Consider the following 19,919-nt stretch of genomic DNA (forward strand, 5'->3'; position numbering starts at 1 on the left):
ATGGCTGACGGCCTGCTCGCGCATCCGGCAAGATATACCGGAACCGGCGCGCCTTCGGGGCCATCGCCCGAATTCTACAGACCCTAGGCCGCGCCTACCCGCCGCCGCCTTCCTTCTCAGCCTCCTGCTTCAGCGTCGCAATGAACCGCTTCGTCCGTTGCTGCTCCGGATTGTTGAACAGCACCGCGGCCGGTCCCTTCTCGACGACGACGCCGGCATCGAGGAACACCACTTCCTTGGCAATCTTGGAGGCGAGGCGCAGATCATGCGTCGCCATCACCATGGTCGTGCCTTCACTGGCGAGCTTGCCAAGCACGTCGACCACCTCTTGCGCCAGTTCCGGGTCGAGTGCCGAGGTCGGCTCGTCGCAGAGCAGCACTTTCGGCGACGGCGCCAAGGCGCGGGCGATCGCCACGCGCTGCTGCTGGCCGCCCGACAGCGTCGCCGGCCAGGCGTCGGCCTTGTGCGCCATCCCCACCTTCTCCAGCAGAGCCAGCGCCCGCTCGCGTGCCCTCTCAGGCGCCCATTTCAGCACCGTCACCAGCCCTTCCATGACGTTCTCGATCGCGGTGCGATGCGGAAACAGCTGGAAGTTCTGGAACACCATGCCGGTCTGCAGCCGCAGGCGCTGGATATCCCTGGCCGGAACCCTGCCACCAGGATGGAATTCGAGCGTCTCGTCGCCGATGCGCACCGTGCCCGAGGTCGGGATCTCCAGGAGGTTGATGCAGCGCAGCAGGGTGCTCTTTCCCCCGCCCGACGGGCCGACCAGCGCCGTGACGCTGCCTTCGGCAATGGTGACCGTCACGCCCTTCAACACGAGATTGTCGCCAAAGCGCTTTTCGATGTTGCTGAGGCCGATCATGAGCGTGCCTCCAGGAAGCCGCCATAGCGGTTGAGCCGGGTCTCCAGCCGCGTCTGCAAGGCCGACAGCACCGAACTCAGCGCCAGATAGAGGATCGCCGCCTCGACATAGAGGATCAGCGGCTCATAGGTGGTGGCGACGATGCGCTGCGCCGCCTGGAACATCTCCGGCACGGTGATGGCGGCGGCCAGCGACGTATCCTTGACCAATGAGATAAAGGTGTTGGAAAGCGGCGGCACCGCGACCCGGCCGGCTTGCGGCAGGATGGTGCGCCGCATCGCCTGGCTCCAGGTCATGCCGATCGAATAGGCCGCTTCCCACTGGCCCTTCGGCACCGAGCCTATGGCCGCGCGGATAATTTCCGACGTGTAGGCGCCGATGTTGAGCGTGAAGCCGATCAACGCCGCCGTGAAGGCGTCGAGCAGGATACCGACCGACGGCAGGCCGTAGAAGATAAGGAACAGCTGCACCAGCAGCGGCGTGCCGCGGAAGATCCAGACATAGAAGCGCACCAGCGCGACCAGCGGTTTCGGACCAAACAGCCGGGCAAGCGCCGCACCCAACCCAACGGTCAGCCCAAGGACGAAGGACAACAGCGTCAGCGGCACGGTGAAGATCAGCGCCGCCCACAACAGCGAAGGCAGCGACTCCAGCATCAGTTGCAGCCAGTGCGGCACGTAACATCCTCCAAATAAGTCGAGGCTTCGTCGAGGCGCGACATATCACAACAAAAGCGGCGGACCGTCAAAGACGGCTCGCCGCTCGATATGTCCTGTGGGCCGCGGAGCGGCCCGCCTATAGATTACTTCGAAACGTCCTGGCCGAAATAGGTGTCGGAGATTTTCTTATAGGTGCCGTCGGCCTTGATGTCGGCCAGCGCCTTGTTGATCGCCGCGACCAGCTCCGGATCGCCCTTGCGCACGATGACGCCGGAATAGTCGGCGTTTTCCTCTTGCGCGGCGATCTTCACATTGGCGTCGGGCTTGTGCTTCTTGAAGTCGAGGAACGACAGGCTGTCATTGATCGTGGCGTCGGCACGGCCTGTCAGAAGCAGCTGGATCGATTGGTCGAAGCCATCGGTGCCGACCAGCTCGGCGCCGTTCGTTTCGGCCAGCTTGCCGAAATTCGAGGTCAGCGACTGCGCCGACTTCTTGCCCTTGAGATCGGCAAAGGTCTTGATGTCTGTGTTGTCGCCGCGCACGATCAGCACCGCCTTGGAGGCGATGTAAGGATCGGAGAAGTCGTACTTGGCCTTGCGGGCATCGGTGATGCCGACCTCGTTGATGACGGCGTCATAGCGATTGGCGTCGAGGCCGGCGATCAGCCCGTCCCACTTGCCTTCGAGGAATTCGACCTTGACGCCGAGCTTGTCGGCGATCGCCTTGGCGATTTCGACGTCGAAGCCGACCAGTGCGCCCGAAGTGTCATGATAGGTGAATGGCGCATAAGTGCCTTCCGTGCCGACCTTGATGACCCCGGCCTGCTTGATCTGGTCGAGATTGGCGCCGGCATGGCCTGCGGTGACAGCCAAGGCCTGCAGCGTTCCGGCGATGATGAGCGACTTGAGCCATTTCATTTTTCTGTGATCCCGTCCTTGGCCGGCCGACCGGCATATTGTGAGCGCTGGAAACTGACAGATGCAAGCCGAAAAAATAAGGAACAGAATTCCAAAAACAACCAGTTTCTGAAATCGGATACTCAAACTGGCGCTTTCCAGCCGACACCAGAACTGTCGCGGATCATCCCCGGAGTCCGTCGGGCAACACAATCCCGCAGCCACGGTCGCGGAACCTTTCCCGCGCATGGCAGTTCTGGCTGTTCTAGGGCACGACGCCGCCATTTCAACCCGGGCGCCAGCCAAGTTTGCAAAGTCATCCGCACCACCCAGGGAGCGCCTCATGATGGAAGACACGGCAGGACGGATCATGGTCCGCGCGGCGATGAAGGCTCCCTACCTCGAGCGTGACGAAGAGCATCGGCTTGCATTGCTCTGGAAAGAGGACAACGACCAGAACGCGCTGCACAGCATCACCGTCGCGCATATGCGGCTGGTCATTTCCATGGCCTCCAAATTCCGCCATTACGGCCTGCCGCTCGGCGACCTGGTCCAGGAAGGTCATGTCGGACTGCTCGAGGCCGCCGCCCGCTTCGAGCCGGAGCGCGAGGTGCGGTTCTCGACCTATGCGACATGGTGGATCCGGGCCTCGATGCAGGACTACATCCTGCGCAACTGGTCGATCGTGCGTGGCGGCACCAGCTCGGCGCAGAAGGCGCTGTTCTTCAACCTGCGACGCCTGCGCGCGCGGCTGGCGAATGGCGCCGAGCCACTGTCAAACGCAACGCTCTATCGCGAAGTATCGGAAGCACTCGGCGTCTCCGAAGCCGACGTGGCGATGATGGATTCGCGGCTGTCGGCTCCCGACTCCTCACTCAACATGCCGGTTGCCGACGATGCGGGTTCGACCGAGCGCATGGATTTCCTGGTCTCGGACGATCCGCTGCCCGACGAGATCGTCGGCGACAAGATCGATGTCGCGCGCCGCTCGCTCTGGCTGAGGGAGGCGCTTCGCGCGCTCAACGCACGGGAGTTGAGGATCATCGAGGAACGCCGGCTTAACGACGAGGGCGCGACGCTGGAAGCGCTCGGCGAAACCCTCGGCATCTCCAAGGAACGCGTCCGCCAGATCGAGGCCCGCGCCATGGAAAAGCTGAAGGTCGCGTTGGTGAAGCAGAATCCGGAGTTCATGGCGACTGCCGCCTGAACGGCGGCAGGCGTCCGGAGGTGCCTACTTGTCCGTGACGATCTTGACCTTGTCGCCGGCCGAAACCGCGGCACCAGGCGACAGCGCGTTGAGGACGCGGAACAGGTCGAGCTTACGGTCGACGCCGACCATCTGCGCCGAAAGCGAACCCATCGTCTGCCCAGGCTGGACAGTGACGACGCGGATGCGCAGCGGCTTCAGCGCCGCCTTTTCGGCAGCGCTCAGGATCCGGAACGAGCCGCTGACCGAGCGGGCGATTGTGTCCAGCGACGTGCTGGCCGAAGGGGCCGCGGTCAGCAGCCGGTAGACCTGGCCGCCGGCGCGGATCACCGCAATGTCGAACTGCCAGCCTTCGGCGCCGGCATGCGCGGTCGCTGCCTCGTTGCCGTTGATGGTTTCCTGCCTGACGCTGCTGTCGACGAGACCAGCCACCCAGCCGCTGCGGATATAGTCCGTCAGCGCCCGGTTCTTGTCGATCGACACGCCATCGAAACGGATCGCTATGTCGCCGGGGCCGGTGGCCGTCACCGCTGCCGCCGAATTGTCGATGATGAAGCCGTCCGGTACCGTGAACGAAACGCCAAGGCCCGGATGCAGGAAGGTTTCGCCGCGCACATAGCCTTCTTCCGGCGTGTCGCCATAGAGCAGGCCGTCTATGCCGGCGAGGAAGGAATCGCGGTCGCGCGTGCCGACGCCCGGCGCGCCGAACTGGCGGGCATGGCGCTGCGCCAGATCGATGCGCTGCGGCGTATTGGGGTGCGTGGCCAGGAAGTCGAGGCTGGCGTCGGTGGCGCCGCTGATCGAGCGGAAATCGGTGTAGGCCGACATCGATTGCAGGAAGCGGCCGGCGGCGAAAGGATCGTAGCCGGCCTCGCCGATCGACTTGATGCCGATGGCGTCGGCTTCCAGCTCCTGGTTGCGCGAGAATTGCGCGAGCCTCAGCTTGCCGCGGATCAACGCCGCCTTGGCGGTCGGGCTGTCGCCGAGCACATCGGAAACCACCTTGGTCGCCAGGCCTTCCTCTGCCTCGAGTTGCTGGCGCTGCAAGCCGTGATTGGCGGTGACGTGGCCCATCTCATGCGCGATGACAGCGGCAAGCTCGGCCGAATCATTGGCCAGCGCCAGGAGGCCGCGCGTGATGTAGAGATAGCCGCCCGGCAGCGCGAAGGCATTGACATTGGGCGAATTCAAAATGGTGATGCGATAGGTCTGTGTCGGGTTGGCGGACACCACCGTCAAACTACCGACCACCTTGGCGACCATGCGCTCGAGCTTGGGATCGGAATATTCGCCGCCATAGGTCGCCAGGATGCGCGGATGCTGCGCCCTGGCCAATTCGGCGAGCTTGTTGTTGGCGCCGACATTGTCCACCGTGATCGGCTTGTCGGAAGGCTGGAAGCCGGATTCCTGAACTTCCGGCGGCGTGAACATCTGGCAGCTTGCCAACGCCACGGCAAAGCCGGCCAGCGCGAGGAAGCGCGCCAGCGGTTTCATTCCCAATGTGTTAGCGCCGATCGCCAGAACGGCTTCCTTTCGGGTTCCCGGCACATGACATTGAAAATCGGGGACGATCTTCAGAATGCTCACGTGCCACATCTCAAACTGCTGCAGTATCCGCGGCCCGTCCCAGGGGCGGGCGCCGGATACTGCAGGCAAATCACGGCCTGTGCCGGACCGGTAGGGCGGACCTAGCCACACTCCCCCGGTCATGGCAAGCAAACGCCACATCGCCTGGAGCCGGTTTGACCGTAAATTATGTCCGCTTCCGGGCAACATCGCGTGATGTGGAATATCCGGCACCCGCGCCGATATAGCGCCGGAACGCCTCCGGACCAGCCCCGGCAAAGAAATCATCAGCCTTGCCGGTCGCAGCGACCAACCCATTGTCGACAAACACCATATGCTCGCCGATGCGGCGTGCATCCTCCGGCTGGTGGGTGACGAACAGCACTGTCATGGCGCGTTCGGCATGAACGGCGGCAACCAGGTCCAGCATCTCGTCGCGCAAAGCCGGTCCGAGCGAAGCGAAGGGCTCGTCGAGCAGCAACACCGGTCGGTCGCGCACCAGCACGCGGGCCAGTGCGACGCGCTGGCGTTCGCCCCCGGAGAGCTCGCGCGGCAGGCGTTTCTCCTTGCCCGCAAGACCGGTGCGCGCAAGCGCCTCGGCGACCGCGGCGCGGTCCGCCTCGGTCAGCCGCAGGGATGGCGAGCGGCCGAGCCCGACATTCTGCTCGACGGAAAGATGCGCGAAGAGATTGTTCTCCTGGAACACCATCGACACCGGCCGCGCCGAGGCCGGCTCGGCGCTGACATCGACACCGCCGACCAGCACGCGGCCCGACCGTGGGGTCTCGAAGCCGGCGACCAGATTGAGCAGTGTCGACTTGCCCGAACCGCTCGGCCCCATGATGGCGGTGATCGTCGCCGCGGCAAACTCGACATCGAAAACAAGCGGCGCCTCGCCATAGCTGCCATAGCTGAACGACACTTTGTCCAGCCGCACCGGCGCGCCCTTCGCGAGCCCGTTGGCCGCCTTTTCACGCATCACGGACCTCCTCCCTTCCCAGCCAGTGCGCCGCCACGATCAACGCGAGACAGACGAGGCCGAGCAGCAGTGCGAGGCCGGCGGCATCCTCGGTGCGGTAGCTGCCCATCCGAGCCAGAAGAAGGTAGGGCAATGTCTGCACGGAATCACTGCCGAACAAGGCAATGACACCGAGATCGCCGAGCGACAGCGCCATGGCGAAAGCGAAGGCCGTGGCGAGCGGTCGCCGCAGCGACGGCCAGTCGACCAGCATCAGCCGGTTCCAGCCCGCAATGCCGAGCTGTGCACAGAGCCGTTCGTGACGCTCGCTCGCTGCATCATAGGCGGGACGCACGGCGCGGAGCGCAAACGGCATCGCCATCACCGCGTTGACGGTGACGACCATGACCGGGGCGAGGGCGAAGACATCGCCGACAAGGCGCAACAACAGGAACCAGCCGGCGCCGACGACGATCGGCGGCACGACCAGGACAAAGCCGGCGCCGGTATCGGCGGCATGTTCGAGCAGTGTCTTGCGGCCAGTCCGGCTGTTCAGCGCCAGTGCCCGCCGCGCCATGGTCAGCGCCAGCGACAGCATCACCGAAAGCAGCGCCGACAGGAAGGCGAGCGCCGCGCTGGTCAGCGTTGCCTGCCGGACAGTGGCCTCGCCGGCCAAGCGGGCGAGATCGGCACTCAATCCGGCCATCACGGTTGCCGCCATCGGCCCGACGACGAACAGCAGCGCCAGGACGATGAGTAGCGCGTTCAACCAGGTCTCGCTCCGATTGACCGAAAGATGGCGGCGTTGCGCGACCGGCAAATTGGTGTCGCCGACCACATTGGCGCCTAGCGGCGTCAGTGCCAGCACCACGATAAAGGTCAAGGCGATCTGCAGCAGCGTCAGTGTAACGGCCCGCGTGGGATCGAAATCGAAGCGCAGCGCCTGGTAGATGCCGACCTCAAGCGTCGTCGCGGCCGGCCCGCCGCCGAGCGTCAGCACGATCGTGAAGGATGTGATGCAGAGCATGAACACAAGCCCGGCGACGCCGGGCAGTGCGGCGCGCAGCGTTGGCCATTCGATCAGCCGGAACGCCGGCCGCGCCGCCATGCCGAGTTGGCTCGCCAGCCGCCATTGGTCGGCCGGTATGGTCTGCAGCGCCTCGAGGAACAGCCGCGTCGCCAGCGGCAGGTTGAAGAAGACATGGGCGACGAGAATGCCGGACAGGCCATAGATGCCCGGCCAGCTTCCGCCGCCGATAACGGCAAGCACGCCGGCGAAATAGCCGGCACGGCCATAAAGCGCCAGGATGCCGAGCGCTGCAACGATGGCCGGCAGCGCCAATGGCACGGCGAAGATCTGCAGGATGAAGGCGCGGCCGAAGAAACGTGGATGCCGCGACAGAGCGCGCGCCACAAACAGCCCCGGGATGACCGAAAGCAGCGTCGACAGGACCGCTTGCCAGAGCGTGAAGCGAATGACGCGAAGCAGATAGGGATCGAAGGCTGCCCAGGCGCCCGAGAAATCATGGGCGCCCTCGAAAAGCAGGCCAGCAAACGCGCCGCCGATCAGCAGCGCGATTGCAGCGAGCGCGACAATGCCGGCACTGACGCGGGAATCCGTGGAATGCGCCGGCGCCATCGCGCTGCCTATTTGCTCATCGCCGCCAGCCATTCATCGACCCAGGCCTTGCGGTTGGCGGCGACCTCTTGCGGGCTGAACAGCAAGGTCTTCGTCGGCTTGACCAGTTTGTCGAAGGCCGGATTGAGCGGCTTGTCGGTCTTGCCTGCCGGGAACATCCAGTTGGTCTCGGGGATGGCATCCTGGAATTTCGGCCCGGTCATGAAGGCCATGAACTTGGCCGCCAGCGGATTCTTGGCTCCTGTCGTGGTGATACCCGCCACCTCGATCTGCAGATACTCGCCCTCCTCGAAGGAGGCCGCCTGGTAGCGCTCCGTGTTCTCGGCGACCATGTGGTAGGCTGGCGACGTCGTGTAGGACAGCACCATCGGCGCCTCGCCCTTGGTGAACAGCCCATAGGCCTCGCTCCAGCCCGGCGTCACGGTCAGCACCTTGGCCTTGAGCTTGGCCCAGGCCTCGGGTGCCTTGTCGCCATAGACCGACTTGACCCAAAGAAGCAGGCCGAGGCCTGGCGTCGAGGTGCGCGGATCCTGGATGACGATCTTGTCGTTGGCACTGCCTTCGATCAGCTCCTTCAGGCTCTTCGGCGGCGTCTTCATCTTCTGCGTGTCGTAGACGACAGCGAAATAGCCGTAGTCGAAGGGGACAAACGTGTCGTCGCTCCAGCCGCCCGGCACACTGACATCCGTCACCGCGCCATGCGGCGCGAACAAGCCTGACGCCTTGGCATCGGCGGTGAGATTGGTATCCAGGCCAAGCACGATATCGGCCTTGGTCGATGTGCCTTCCAATCTGACGCGGTTGAGCAGCGCGACGCCATCGGCGACCGAGACGAAGTCGACGTCGCAGCCGCATTCGGCCTCGAACTCCTTCTTCACCACGGGACCCGGACCCCAGTCGGCGGTGAAACTCTCATAGGTGTAGACGGTGAGCTTGTCCTTGGCCAAGGCGGGCCCGGACAAGGCCACGACCGTTGCTGAAACAAGAGCGTATAAAAGCGTGCGCATCGGCGCCTCCTTCGTTTGAATTGAAAGGAATTGAGGCGTCGGACTGTCCGAAACGTCTAATCCCTCCGCCGGTACAAACCGGATCAGGTTCAGCGGGTTGGCGAGACTGCCTCTCAGCCGGTCCGCGAAGATCGCGTCCGGCACCCCGTTAGAGCGTTTCGACACATAGGCCGGGCCGATCCGCCATGCAAGCGGGAGTTTGCCGCCTTCCGTTTCCCGTGCCGGGCTGGTAAGGGCCACACAATATGAGCACATTCACCATCCTGCTTGGCGGCGATCTCATCCGTACGCCACGGCTCGACCGTCAGGTCAAAGGCTCCCGCGTCATCGCCGCCGACGCCGGCATCGGTCATGCGCGGTTGCTGGGTCTCGTGCCGGAGCTGTGGGTGGGTGATTTCGATTCGGTGCCGGCGAACCTGCCGGACGATCTCGCTTCCGTGCCGCGCCGGACCTTCCCGGCGGAAAAGGACCAGACCGATGGCGAACTTGCCGTCGCCGCGGCACTGGAGCGCGGCGCGACCCGCCTGGTGCTGGCCGGCGCCTTTGGCGGCAAGCGCGCCGACCACGCTTTTCTGCATCTGTCGCTCGCCCTGCGGCTGGCGGAGGCGGGAACGGACGTGCTTTTGACCAGCGGCGCTCAGGAAGGCATCCCCCTGCTGCGCGGAACGGCCGGCTTCGACTATGCCGACGGCACGCTGTTCTCGGTGCTCGGCTTTTCCGAGCTCGACGGCCTGACCGTCACCGGCGCCAAATGGCCGCTCGCTCACGTCAAGGTGGCGTTCGGTTCGTCGCTGACCATTTCCAACGAGGTCAAGTCCGACAAGACCGGGGGCCGCCTCGAAATCGCGCTCGGCCATGGCCGCGCGATGCTGCTCGCTCATCCCTATCCCTTACCTGAAAGCTGACATGGCCCCGCCCCTTCTCAACCTCGACGGGATAAAACTGACCTTCGGCGGCACGCCGCTGCTCGATGGCGCCGCCTTGACGGCTTCGGCCGGCGACAAGATCGCACTGGTCGGCCGCAACGGGTCCGGCAAGTCGACCCTGCTGAAGATCGCCGCCGGCCTGATCGAGCCGCAGGACGGCGAAGTGTTCCGCCAGCCTTCGGCGACCGTCCGCTATTTGCCGCAGATGCCCGACATGGAAGGTTTTGCCACTGTCCGCGCCTATGTCGAGGCCGGGCTTGGCCCCGCCGACGATCCCTACCGCGCCAGCTATCTGATGGAGCATCTCGGCCTGTCGGGTGAGGAACGTCCGAACGACCTGTCGGGCGGCGAGGCGAGGCGCGCCGCCCTTGCCCGCGTCATGGCGCCGGAGCCCGATATCCTGCTGCTCGATGAGCCGACCAACCATCTCGACCTCTCGGTCATCGAATGGCTGGAAGAAGAACTCATCCGCACCTCCTCGGCGCTGATCGTCATCTCGCACGACCGCCGCTTCCTCGAACGCGTGTCGCGCGCCACGGTCTGGCTCGATCGCGGCCAGACCCGCAGGCTGGACAAGGGCTTCGGCCATTTCGAGGAATGGCGCGACCTGGTTCTGGAGGAAGAAGAACGCGAGCAGCACAAGCTCGGTCGCCAGATCGTTCGCGAAGAGCATTGGCTGCGCTACGGCGTGACGGCGCGGCGCAAGCGCAACATGCGCCGGCTCGGCGAGTTGCAGACCATGCGTCAGCGTTTTCGCGGTCATCGCGGGGCCGAAGGGTCGGCGATCATGGTGGCGAGCGACGCCACCGAGTCCGGCAAGCTGGTGATCGAGGCGAAAAACATCGAAAAGAGCTTTGGCGATCTCACCGTGGTCAAGGCGTTTTCGACCCGCATCCAGCGCGGCGATCGCGTTGGCCTGGTCGGGCCGAACGGCGCCGGCAAGACCACGCTCTTGAAAATGCTGACCGGCGAGATGAAGCCGGACGCCGGCTCGGTGCGGCTCGGCACCAATCTGGAGATCGCCACGCTCGACCAGAAGCGCGAGGCGGTCGACCCGCAGGAGACGCTGGCACAATATCTCACCGATGGGCGCGGCGAGAACCTCGTCATCAATGGCGAGCAGCGCCACGTGGTCTCCTACATGAAGGATTTCCTGTTCAAGCCCGAGCAGGCGCGCACGCCGGTGCGCGAGTTGTCCGGCGGCGAGCGGGCGCGGCTCTTGCTGGCGCGCGTGCTGGCGCGGCCCGCAAACCTTCTGGTGCTCGATGAGCCGACCAACGATCTCGACATGGAGACGCTTGAACTGCTGCAGGAACTGGTCGCCGGTTTCGCCGGCACCGTCATCCTGGTCAGCCACGACCGCGATTTCCTCGACCGCACCGTGACCAGCCTGATCGCGCCGGATGGTGAAGGCCGCTGGATCGAATATGCCGGTGGCTACTCCGACATGCTGGCGCAGCGCGGCGGCACGAAGCTGGACGACCGCAAGGCGCGGGCGAGAGCCGAAAATGGCGAGGCGCCCGCGTCAGGCAAGAGCGAAGCCGCCGCGCCAAAAGTGCCGGCGAAGAAACTGTCGTTCAAGCAGAAATTCGCACTGGAATCCCTGCCGAAGAAAATCGAAGCTGTGATGGCCTCTATCTCGCGGCTGGAGAACAACATCGCCGATCCGGCCTATTACGAGCGCGATCCGGCCTCGTTCCAGAAAACCATCGCCGCCCTCGACAAGGAGCGCGCGACGCTGGCCGCGCTCGAGGAAGAATGGCTGGAACTGGAGATGTTGCGCGAGGAGATGGAAGGGTAGGCTCGCACACCTCCAATTAGCGTCGCTTGATTATTGCTCCGACGCCGAAATGCGCATACATTATGCGCATGTTGCGCAAAATTGCCTTGAGTGCGATCCGTCAGCCAGCAAATCTGTCGATCGATTCGAACCTCATGAGGGAAGCCAAGGGACTTGACGTGAATGTCTCGCGCGCTGCGGAGGCCGGCATCGCGGAGGCGGTGGCTGCCGAAAAAACGCGGCTGTGGAAGCTTGAGAACCGCGCCACGATGGACGCGTGGAACGACTATATCGAGAAACATGGCATCCCGCTGGAAGACTACCGGCAGTTCTGATGCCCCGCTATGATGTCTTCGCCGGTCGCATCGAAGGCAGCTATGTGCTCGACGTTCAGTCAGAACTGCTCGACAATTTCAAGACGCGGGTGGTCGTGCCGCTTCTGCCGGTCGCAATGGTGCCACCGCCGATGCGAAAGCTTCATCCGATTTTTGAGATCAACGGTCGAAAGCTCGTTATGGCAACACACCTGGTTGCCACCGTTCCGGCCAGCGATTTGGGCGAAAGTCGGTTGAACCTGATCAAGCACCACGATGACATCGTCGCTGCGCTCGACATGCTGTTCCAGGGCTTCTGAACGGCGGCTACAGCGTCTCAGCCTGCCGTCTTGGCCTGCCAGGCCTTGATTGCCTCGTCGAACACCTTCTCTCCGGGAATGCCCTTTTCCATGGTCAGCAACGCCCGCCGTCCGGTCTTGTAGACCACCGGCACGTCGATCCAGTCCTGGCCGCGCAACAAGGTCATGTTGGCGTCTTCGTCGGCCTTGGTGTCGTTGAGCGCGACGAGGAAGAAGCCGTCGGCAATCTTGGCCGGAATGCCGATCAGCGGGCTGCCGGCATCCTGCTCCGAAGCCTTCATGGCAACGCGCAGGATGTTGTCGACACCGCCGCCCTCGAAACCGTCGGGCGTCAGGAAGATCATCTCGATGATGTGGCTGGCCGGCAGCGTCTGGTCGGTGTTGCGGCGGATGGTCATGCGCAACTGGATGTCCTTGCCGGGAATGGTCGCCTCGGCGCGGATCGCCGGCTCCGGCGGCAGGTCGCCACCGGGCGATTCCTGCACCAGCGACCAGACGATGTTGCCGGGCTCGGCGGAGCCCTGGGCGGTGCTGGTGCGCTCCTCATAGAAGATCGCCTTCTGGCCGACAGGCAGAGCGGCTTCCGCAGGCGCAGCCGCCGGGGCGGGCGGCGCGGCACCTGCCGGTGCTGGCGGCGTGCCGGCAGCACCGGCCGGCGCTGCAGGCGCTGCTCCGTTGGCAGGCGGCGTTGCGGGGGCGGCATCTGTCGCCGGAGGCGTAGTCGCGGCAGGCGTACCGGCGGCCGGTGCGGAAATCGCCGGTGCGTTCGTGGCCGAGGGCGGGGTGGTCAGCGCCGCGACCGATTCGCCTTCGCCGATGCCGCTTTGGCCACCGGCCGGACCCGGTTCGACTTCACCACCCTGCGGTGTCAGCCGCTGGGTGAATTTCGTGCTTTCGGCTTCCGTGCCGCCAGCCGCGGGCGCCGGCGGCGCTGCCGCGGCATCGGTTGCCGGCTTGGCCGGCGCTGGCTTCACGGGTTCGGTTTTCGCTACCTGATTGCCGCCAAGCCCCAGCATCTTGCCGAAGGCGTCCTTGTTCAGCCAGATGCCATAGCCGCCGCCGGCAACGACCAGCAGTGCGACGACGGCCGCGATCAGCCCGCCATAGCTGCGCTTGCGCTCGGCGGGACGCAGGCGCTGGAAGGTGTCCTGTACCGGCTCTTCATTGTCTTCGTTGCTGGAAAAGACATCGGCCTCGTCGTCCGCCTCCTCGGCGTTCATGCCTGGAAGAGGCGTGTCGGCGCGAGCCGGCTGGGCAGGCGCCGGCGTCGATCTTTGCCAGCTTGGCTCGACCTTGGCGGCAGGCGGCGGCGCGGGTTGATAGGGCTCGGGCTTGGCGACGGGCGGTGCCGGCCAGGCCGATTCCGCCTTCGCCGGCTGCCTCGTATGGCTTGGCTGGTTCTTGTTGCGATCGATCGACGAAAAGATGTGTTCCAGCTCCGCGAGCGGGTCGGTCTCCGGCACGCTCTTGGCATAATCGCGCTCGACGCTTGTAATGGCGTCTTCCAGCGAACGCATCTGCGTGGCTATGGCTTCGGGAGCCCACGGCGGCGAACGTTCACCAAGCTTCTTCGCCAGCATGGTGCGAACGCTGGCATAGATGCGCGTACGCTTTTCCGGCGTCTCGTCGCCATGCTTGTCGAGCGCGTTTTTCAGAATAGCAACGAAATCTGCCATGCTTCAGTCGACCTGTATTTTGCTTCCGCGCCGGCCCCCGCAAATCAGCCGCGATGCCCGGAAAGGCTTCAGAAACTAGTCTTGAAACGGATCGGTCACAAGTATCGTGTCGTCGCGTTCCGGGCTGGTGGAAAGGAGCGCGACCGGTGCGCCGATGAGCTCCTCGATGTAGCGGACATACTTGACCGCCTGGGCCGGCAGATCATTCCAGCTGCGCGCGCCGGCAGTGGTGCCTTTCCAGCCCTCGAGCGTCTCGTAGACCGGTTCGACACGTGCCTGCGCGCCCTGGCTGGCCGGCAGATAATCGATCATCTCGCCGTCGAGACGGTAACCGGTGCAGACCTTGATCTCGTCCAGCCCGTCAAGCACGTCGAGCTTGGTCAGCGCGATGCCCTTGATGCCGTTGACCGCGACGGCCTGGCGCACCAGCACCGCGTCGAACCAGCCGCAGCGGCGCTTGCGACCGGTGACGACGCCGAATTCATGGCCGCGCGTGCCGAGGAATTCGCCGACCTCGTTCTTCTGCTCGGTCGGGAACGGACCCTCGCCGACGCGTGTCGTATAGGCCTTGGTGATGCCGAGCACATAGCCGATGGCGCCCGGGCCAACGCCGGAGCCGGCGGCAGCCTGTCCGGCAACCGTGTTCGACGAGGTCACGAACGGATAGGTGCCGTGGTCGATATCGAGCAGTGTGCCCTGCGCGCCCTCGAACAGGATGCGCTCGCCAGCCCGGCGCTTGTCGTCGAGTATCTTCCAGACCCGGTCCATATAGGGCAGGATGTCGTCGGCGACCGAGGTTAGTTCCTGCATGATCGCGTCATGCGTGACTTCCGCATGACCAAGCCCGCGTCGCAGCGCATTGTGGTGCGTCAGCAGCCTGTCGACTTTCAAGGGCAGTGTTTCCAAATCCGCCAAATCCATCACCCTGACCGCGCGCCGGCCCACCTTGTCCTCATAGGCGGGGCCGATGCCGCGACGGGTCGTGCCAATCTTCGTCCCGGAATTGGATGCGGCGTCCTCACGAAATCCGTCCAGCTCTCGATGCAGGGACAGGATAAGCGCTGTGTTTTCGGCTATTTTCAGGCGATCCGGCGCTACTTCGACACCTTGCGCCTTGAGTTTTGCCACCTCGGCGACGAAAGCGTGCGGGTCGAACACGACGCCATTGCCGATGATGGACAGCTTGCCCTGGCGCACGACGCCCGACGGAAGCAACGACAGCTTGTAGACCTTGCCGTCGACGACCAGCGTATGGCCGGCATTGTGGCCGCCCTGGAAACGCACCACGACATCGGCGCGCTCCGACAGCCAGTCGACGATCTTGCCCTTGCCTTCGTCACCCCACTGCGAGCCGACGACCACCACATTGGCCATGTTTCTTTTCCCTTGAGACGCCGCCAAGCGGCTTGAATATGGTTCGAAACGACAGGCCTCTATAACGTCAAGACCTCGCGAGCGCGACCTTTCTTTGCCGTCGAAAATGCCCTGAGGCACAACAATTTTCGGCTTTGACATCATTTACTTGGGCGAGCGAGGGCAATAGGCCGGCAAACACCGCAGCTCCGGCGACTGGAATCCCGCGATGCATCGAAGCGCCTACATATTCCTGCTGCTCACCACCTTGCTTTGGGGTGGAAATTCGGTGGCCGGCAAGCTGGCGGTCGATCACGTCTCGCCGATGACGCTGGTCTTCCTGCGCTGGGTGCTGGCCGTGGCGATCATGCTGCCCATCGGCTGGAAGACCATCCAGAAGGACTGGCCGATGGTCCGCAAGCACTGGTTCGTGCTGGTCGCCCTCGGCGCCAGCGGCTTCACCCTGTTCAACACCATCTTCTACACGGCGCTCAACTACACGACAGCGATCAATGTCTCGATCGAACAGGCGGCGATGCCGATCCTGATCATGACTGCCAATTTCGTCTTCTTCCGCCTGCGCGTGAACTGGGCGCAGATTGTCGGCGTCGTGCTGACCATCGCCGGCGTGATCCTCACCGCCTGCCATGGCGACCCGCGCCGGCTGTTGACGCTGGAACTCAATTTCGGTGACGCCATCATGCTGGTCGCTGTCTTTCTCTACAGCGGCTATTCGGTCGGGTTGCGGCTGAAGCCGGTGATGCACTGGCAGAGCCTGATGCTGGCCCTGTCGGTTTCGGCACTCGTCACCTCGTTGCCGTTCTTCCTGTGGGAGGTCCTCGCCGGCAAGGTCATCATGCCCGACGCGCGCGGCTGGACCGTCATCGTCTATACGGCGATCGGCGCCTCGGTCGTTTCGCAGATCTTCTACATCAGGGGCAACGAGCTGATCGGCGCCAACCGCGCCGGCCTGTTCATCAATCTGGTGCCGATCTTCGGCACGCTGCTGTCGGTGCTGATCGTCGGCGAGACGTTCCAGCTCTATCAGGCGCTGGCCTTGGTGCTCGTGCTGGGCGGCATCGGGCTTGCCGAATACAGCGGGCGCAAGATGGCGGTGGCGGACCACCGCGGATGACATTTGGCGGCTGAGGCCCTCCGCCGTCGCGGTAATCACGCGAACGGCCTGGACTTCGCCAATGGCTCGGAAACAGCGGCATGAATCCTGCCGCGTCCCCTACTTGGAACATTTCACCTCCAGCGGAGTTTGAACGCCAGGGAGGCGACATGATGAGCCACAACCCTCGCAGCACGGCAAGCATTGCTGGTCACCCTATCCACCCGATGCTGATTCCGTTTCCGATTGCCTTTTTTGTCGGCACCTTCGTTTGCGACCTTATCTTCTGGCGAACAGCCGATCCCGGATGGGTCACCGGGTCGCTTTGGCTTCTCGGCGCAGGCCTGATCATGGCTGCCCTGGCTGCGCTTGCTGGCTTGACGGATGTTCTCGGCGATGTGCAGGTCCGCAATCTCACGACGGCATGGCTCCATGCCGGCGGCAATGTACTCGTCGTGTTGATCGAGCTTTACAACTGGTACTCGCGGTATGCCGGCGGAGCGGCGGCCGTGATGCCAACCGGCATCGTCCTATCGCTGATCGTGGTTCTCATCCTGCTGTTTACGGGCTGGAAGGGCTGGGAACTGGTCTACCGACATCGCGTGGGTGTTTCCGATGGCTCGGACGAGTTGACATGAACCGGCCGCCGCGGCGGCCGGCGTCAACGAGGTGGGTCGGCGACCGCCTGTCCTCAATCACATCGCGTTGACGTCGAACTGCAGCCGCTTGGCCGAGTCGATCGACTTGTGCGCCTTGACCTTTTCCAGCACGGCTTCCGGGAACGGCGCGTCGAGATAGAGCAGCGCTATGGCATCGCCGCCCGGCCGGTTGCGGCCGAGCTGGAAGTTGGCGATGTTGACGCCATTCTCGCCGCAGACGGTGCCGAGCAGGCCGATGATGCCCGGCGCGTCCGCATTGGTGGTGTAGAGCATGTGCTGGCCGACCTCGGCATCGAGGTTGATGCCCTTGATCTGGATGAAGCGTGGCTTGCCATCCGAGAAGCATGTGCCGGCGATCGAGCGCGTCATGTGCTCGGTCTTCACCGTCAGCTTGATATAGCCGTCGAACACGCCCGACTTGTCGCGCTTGACCTCGGCCACGATGATGCCGCGCTCCTTCACCATGATCGGCGCCGACACCATGTTGACGTCCGAGACCTGAGGCCGGATCAGCCCGGCGAGTGCTGCACTGATCAGCGCGCGCGTGTTCATCGTCGCGGTCGAGCCGTCGAACAGGATCTCCACCTCCTTGATCGGATCCTCGGTGACCTGGCCGACAAAGGCGCCGAGCACCTCGGCGAGCTTGACGAACGGCTTCAGCCGCGGCGCCTCCTCGGCGGTGATCGACGGCATGTTGATGGCGTTGGAGACGGCGCCCTTGATCAGATAGTCGGCCATCTGCTCGGCAACCTGCAGCGCGACATTCTCCTGGGCCTCCGTCGTCGAGGCGCCGAGATGCGGCGTCGCCACCACATTCTCCATGCCGAACAGTTCGTTGTTCTCGGCCGGTTCGACCTCGAAGACGTCGACGCCGGCGCCGGCCACCTTGCCACTCTTCAGCGCTGCGACCAGATCGGCCTCGACGATCAGACCGCCGCGTGCGCAATTGATGATGCGCACGCCCTTCTTCATCTTGGCGATCGCCGCGGCATCGATGATGTTGCGCGTCTTGTCGGTCAGCGGCGTGTGCAGGGTGATGAAATCGGCGCGGGCGAACAGCTCGTCGAGCTCGACTTTGTCGACGCCAAGCTCCTCGGCACGGCTGTCCGACAGGAACGGATCGAAGGCGATGACGTGCATCTTGAGGCCAACGCCGCGCGTCGCGACGATCGAACCGATGTTGCCGCAACCGATGACGCCCAGCGTCTTGCCGGTTATCTCGACGCCCATGAAGCGGTTCTTTTCCCATTTGCCGGCATGGGTCGAGGCGTTGGCTTCAGGGATCTGGCGCGCCAGCGCAAAGATCATCGCCACCGCATGTTCGGCTGTGGTGATCGAGTTGCCGAAGGGCGTGTTCATCACGATGATGCCCTTGCGGCTTGCCGCCGGGATATCGACATTGTCGACGCCGATGCCGGCGCGGCCGATGACTTTGAGATTGGTAGCGGCGTTGATCAGCTTTTCGGTGACCTTGGTCGCCGAGCGGATGGCGAGGCCATCATACTGGCCGATCACTTCGGCGAGCTTATCCTTGTCCTTGCCGAGATCGGGCAGATAGTCGACCTCGACGCCACGATCCTTGAAGATTTGCACGGCGGTGGGGGAGAGTTTGTCTGAGACGAGAACGCGGGGCGCCATGGCGGCCTCCTTGAAATGGATTTGATCCTGATGGGAGTGGGCGGCCCGAAGGCCGCCGCGAACGATCTCAGGCCGCCGCTTTGAGCGACGCCTTCTGTGCGGCGAATGCCCAGTCGAGCCAGGGCAGCAGCGCTTCGAGATCCGACGTCTCGACCGTCGCGCCGCACCAGATGCGCAGGCCGGGCGGTGCGTCGCGATAGGCACCGATATCATAGGCGACGCCTTCCTTGTCGAGCACCGACACCAGCCCCTTGGCGAAGGCCGCCTGCCCGTCGGCGTCGAGCGCGGACACGTCCGGATCGGTGAAGGACAGGCAGACGGACGTGTTCGACCGTGTCGCCGGCTGGACGGCGAGATGACCGAGCCAGGAGGACTTGCCGACAAAGCGATCGAGGACGGCCGCATTGGCATCCGCCCTGGCGATCAGCGCGTCGAGGCCGCCGGTCGACTTCGCCCAGTTGAGCGCATCGAGGTAATCCTCGACGCACAGCATCGAGGGAGTGTTGATGGTCTCGCCCTTGAAGATGCCTTCGATCAGCTTGCCGCCTGAGGTCAGGCGGAAAATTTTCGGCAGCGGCCATGAGGGCTTGTAGGTTTCCAGCCGCTCGACGGCGCGAGGCGACAGGATCAGCATGCCGTGAGCGCCCTCGCCGCCCAGCACCTTCTGCCAGGAGAAAGTGACGACATCGAGTTTTTCGAAGTCGAGCCTCTGCGCGAATGCGGCGGAAGTCGCATCGCAGACGGTCAGGCCCTTGCGGTCCGCGGGAATGAAATCGCCGTTCGGCACGCGAACGCCCGACGTGGTGCCGTTCCAGGTGAACACCACATCGCGGTCGAAATCGATCTTGGTGAGATCAGGCAGTTCGCCGTAGCCGGCTTCGATGTTGCGCACGTCGGCGAGCTTCAATTGCTTGACCACGTCGGTGACCCAGCCGGAGCCAAAGCTCTCCCAGGCGACCATGTCGACGCCGCGCTCGCCGAGCAGCGACCACAGCGCCATCTCGACCGCACCGGTGTCCGACGCCGGCACGATGCCGATGCGGTAACCCGCCGGGACCTGGAGAATCTCGCGCGTCAGCTCGATCGCCTGTTCGAGCTTGGTCTTGCCGATCTTGGCGCGGTGGGAACGGCCGAGCGCAGCATTTCTTAGCGCCTCGACCGACCAGCCGGGGCGCTTTGCGCAGGGACCTGAGGAGAAATTGGGGTTTGCCGGACGGAGTCCGGGCTTCGTATGCGTCGTCATCGTGGTCTATCCTTCCAGATAGTGGCCCCTCGTTGGGGAGGGGTGGCCCACGGACGGCGATATTCGTTCGGGCTTCAGGCGTCAAGAGGAAAGTTTTTG

General features: G+C 64.1%; 18 protein-coding genes and 1 riboswitch. Of the genes, 7 read left to right on the forward strand and 11 right to left on the reverse strand.

Translation table 11 applies throughout. The features are described 5' to 3' along the window. Nucleotides 1-94 precede the first annotated feature (94 nt). The 3 genes from A4R29_RS26870 to A4R29_RS26880 form a co-directional block, all read right to left on the reverse strand. Nucleotides 95-865, reverse strand: a complete 771-nt coding sequence (locus A4R29_RS26870; protein WP_013529175.1) for an amino acid ABC transporter ATP-binding protein — start codon at nt 863-865, stop codon at nt 95-97. After that, nucleotides 862-1,542 (reverse strand): amino acid ABC transporter permease, encoded by a 681-nt coding sequence (locus A4R29_RS26875; protein WP_013529174.1) that lies wholly within the window; start codon nt 1,540-1,542, stop codon nt 862-864. The genes A4R29_RS26870 and A4R29_RS26875 overlap by 4 nt, the downstream gene beginning before the upstream one ends. A gap of 125 nt (nt 1,543-1,667) precedes the next feature. Beyond that, entirely contained in the window at nt 1,668-2,441 is a 774-nt protein-coding gene (locus tag A4R29_RS26880) for an amino acid ABC transporter substrate-binding protein (protein WP_013529173.1), read from the reverse strand. 322 nt (nt 2,442-2,763) lie between these two features. Here A4R29_RS26880 and A4R29_RS26885 point away from each other — a divergent pair, with 322 nt between their 5' ends. Then, on the forward strand, nt 2,764-3,627 hold the full coding sequence (locus A4R29_RS26885; protein WP_027162506.1) for an RNA polymerase factor sigma-32: 864 nt from the start codon (nt 2,764-2,766) through the stop codon (nt 3,625-3,627). Between the two features lie 24 nt (nt 3,628-3,651). Here A4R29_RS26885 and A4R29_RS26890 read toward each other — a convergent pair whose 3' ends face one another. The 4 genes from A4R29_RS26890 to thiB all read right to left on the reverse strand — a co-directional run bounded on the left by A4R29_RS26890 (nt 3,652) and on the right by thiB (nt 8,797). Then, nucleotides 3,652-5,121, reverse strand: coding sequence for a M48 family metalloprotease (locus A4R29_RS26890; protein ID WP_024502938.1), 1,470 nt, complete (start codon nt 5,119-5,121; stop codon nt 3,652-3,654). Between the two features lie 259 nt (nt 5,122-5,380). Beyond that, entirely contained in the window at nt 5,381-6,172 is a 792-nt protein-coding gene (gene thiQ, locus A4R29_RS26895; RefSeq protein WP_063169190.1) for a thiamine ABC transporter ATP-binding protein, read from the reverse strand. Further along, a complete protein-coding gene (gene thiP / locus A4R29_RS26900; protein ID WP_063173237.1) occupies nt 6,165-7,790 on the reverse strand; it encodes a thiamine/thiamine pyrophosphate ABC transporter permease in 1,626 nt (541 codons plus the stop codon). Before thiP ends, thiQ begins: the two co-directional genes overlap by 8 nt. An 8-nt stretch (nt 7,791-7,798) precedes the next feature. Next, nucleotides 7,799-8,797 carry a thiamine ABC transporter substrate binding subunit gene (gene thiB, locus A4R29_RS26905; RefSeq protein WP_063169191.1) on the reverse strand — a complete coding sequence of 333 codons (999 nt, stop codon included), beginning with the start codon at nt 8,795-8,797 and terminating at the stop codon, nt 7,799-7,801. A gap of 43 nt (nt 8,798-8,840) precedes the next feature. Continuing rightward, a riboswitch (TPP riboswitch) is annotated at nt 8,841-8,955 on the reverse strand. An 87-nt stretch (nt 8,956-9,042) separates the two neighbouring features. On the opposite strand from thiB, the gene A4R29_RS26910 reads away from it, so the two are divergent. From A4R29_RS26910 to A4R29_RS26925, 4 genes are all read left to right on the forward strand, one after another. Continuing rightward, a complete protein-coding gene (locus tag A4R29_RS26910; protein ID WP_027162509.1) occupies nt 9,043-9,702 on the forward strand; it encodes a thiamine diphosphokinase in 660 nt (219 codons plus the stop codon). Between the two features lies 1 nt (nt 9,703). Continuing rightward, a complete protein-coding gene (locus A4R29_RS26915) occupies nt 9,704-11,524 on the forward strand; it encodes an ABC-F family ATP-binding cassette domain-containing protein (protein ID WP_063173238.1) in 1,821 nt (606 codons plus the stop codon). Between the two features lie 62 nt (nt 11,525-11,586). Beyond that, nucleotides 11,587-11,838: a type II toxin-antitoxin system CcdA family antitoxin gene (locus tag A4R29_RS26920; protein ID WP_395316713.1), complete on the forward strand. Its 252-nt coding sequence runs from the start codon at nt 11,587-11,589 to the stop codon at nt 11,836-11,838. After that, nucleotides 11,838-12,137, forward strand: coding sequence for a CcdB family protein (locus A4R29_RS26925; protein ID WP_063173240.1), 300 nt, complete (start codon nt 11,838-11,840; stop codon nt 12,135-12,137). The genes A4R29_RS26920 and A4R29_RS26925 overlap by 1 nt, the downstream gene beginning before the upstream one ends. A gap of 17 nt (nt 12,138-12,154) precedes the next feature. Here the strand turns inward: A4R29_RS26925 and A4R29_RS26930 are convergent, their stop codons facing one another. After that, a complete protein-coding gene (locus A4R29_RS26930) occupies nt 12,155-13,813 on the reverse strand; it encodes a hypothetical protein (RefSeq protein WP_063173241.1) in 1,659 nt (552 codons plus the stop codon). Nucleotides 13,814-13,888: 75 nt separating this feature from the next. Further along, a complete protein-coding gene (locus tag A4R29_RS26935; RefSeq protein WP_024502931.1) occupies nt 13,889-15,187 on the reverse strand; it encodes an adenylosuccinate synthase in 1,299 nt (432 codons plus the stop codon). Nucleotides 15,188-15,395: 208 nt separating this feature from the next. On the opposite strand from A4R29_RS26935, the gene A4R29_RS26940 reads away from it, so the two are divergent. Together A4R29_RS26940 and A4R29_RS26945 are read left to right on the forward strand one after the other, a co-directional pair. Beyond that, on the forward strand, nt 15,396-16,301 hold the full coding sequence (locus A4R29_RS26940; RefSeq protein WP_063173242.1) for a DMT family transporter: 906 nt from the start codon (nt 15,396-15,398) through the stop codon (nt 16,299-16,301). A gap of 152 nt (nt 16,302-16,453) precedes the next feature. Continuing rightward, on the forward strand, nt 16,454-16,918 hold the full coding sequence (locus tag A4R29_RS26945) for a DUF2231 domain-containing protein (RefSeq protein WP_013529160.1): 465 nt from the start codon (nt 16,454-16,456) through the stop codon (nt 16,916-16,918). Nucleotides 16,919-16,975: 57 nt separating this feature from the next. Here the strand turns inward: A4R29_RS26945 and serA are convergent, their stop codons facing one another. Together serA and A4R29_RS26955 are read right to left on the reverse strand one after the other, a co-directional pair. Beyond that, nucleotides 16,976-18,577 (reverse strand): phosphoglycerate dehydrogenase, encoded by a 1,602-nt coding sequence (gene serA / locus A4R29_RS26950; RefSeq protein WP_024502929.1) that lies wholly within the window; start codon nt 18,575-18,577, stop codon nt 16,976-16,978. 67 nt (nt 18,578-18,644) lie between these two features. Next, nucleotides 18,645-19,820 carry a phosphoserine transaminase gene (locus A4R29_RS26955; RefSeq protein ID WP_027162512.1) on the reverse strand — a complete coding sequence of 392 codons (1,176 nt, stop codon included), beginning with the start codon at nt 19,818-19,820 and terminating at the stop codon, nt 18,645-18,647. Nucleotides 19,821-19,919: the final 99 nt, after the last annotated feature.

This window comes from Mesorhizobium ciceri biovar biserrulae (assembly GCF_001618845.1).
GTDB lineage: Bacteria > Pseudomonadota > Alphaproteobacteria > Rhizobiales > Rhizobiaceae > Mesorhizobium > Mesorhizobium ciceri.